Consider the following 579-nt stretch of genomic DNA (forward strand, 5'->3'; position numbering starts at 1 on the left):
ACTAACGCCGCGTTAAGGTGTGAGCAACGCTTTAAACTAGACTAGCTAGTTACACCGTAAACACATAAGCGAATTAAAACGAAAATGCTAAGCGTTGCGAATCACTCTTGAACGCTTTGTTATACGTTTTTTCCGTCGCCTATCTTTTAACTCAATCAAGTCTCGAGTAAAACCACGTTGCTTGAGCCACAAAGCTTCAAAGATATAGATCGGCGAGAATATTAAATGCTGAACTTCTGGAGGAAAACCACCAACGTCACCAAAAGCACCTAACTTTACGAATACAATGTAAAAGAGCATGCACATTATAAATACTGTTAAATAGAAGTAAGTTCTTACAATATTCCATGTTATCTCATATGGATTACTAGAAAGTAGGTAATAACTTTTAATTCTCTTCCATTTCCGCAAGCGCCAGAAATTTTTGAGTATCACCGGAGTCCGAGTAAACCCTGAAACAATGAATTTACCCAACTTGCCAAGGTATGGGGAAAATACCGCTAATAACAAACTTATAATGACCGTAGGGTCAAAGATCAGTTCTAAAACTTCCATACTTCCTCAAACGTATAACGCCGC

Annotated in this window: 1 protein-coding gene; it reads right to left on the reverse strand. The window is 38.2% G+C overall.

The annotated features are described in order from the left end of the window. Positions 1-87: 87 nt before the first annotated feature. Complete coding sequence (locus R7190_RS29280) at positions 88-555, reverse strand: hypothetical protein (RefSeq protein ID WP_147691810.1); 468 nt, start codon at positions 553-555, stop codon at positions 88-90. Between the last annotated feature and the right edge of the window lie 24 nt (positions 556-579).

The organism is Vibrio sp. 1078-1, assembly GCF_033340475.1.

Bases quoted from the DNA above. Each gene is read 5' to 3' on its own strand.
- R7190_RS29280 (WP_147691810.1), bottom strand. From the start codon at position 555: ATGGAAGTTTTAGAACTGATCTTTGACCCTACGGTCATTATAAGTTTG.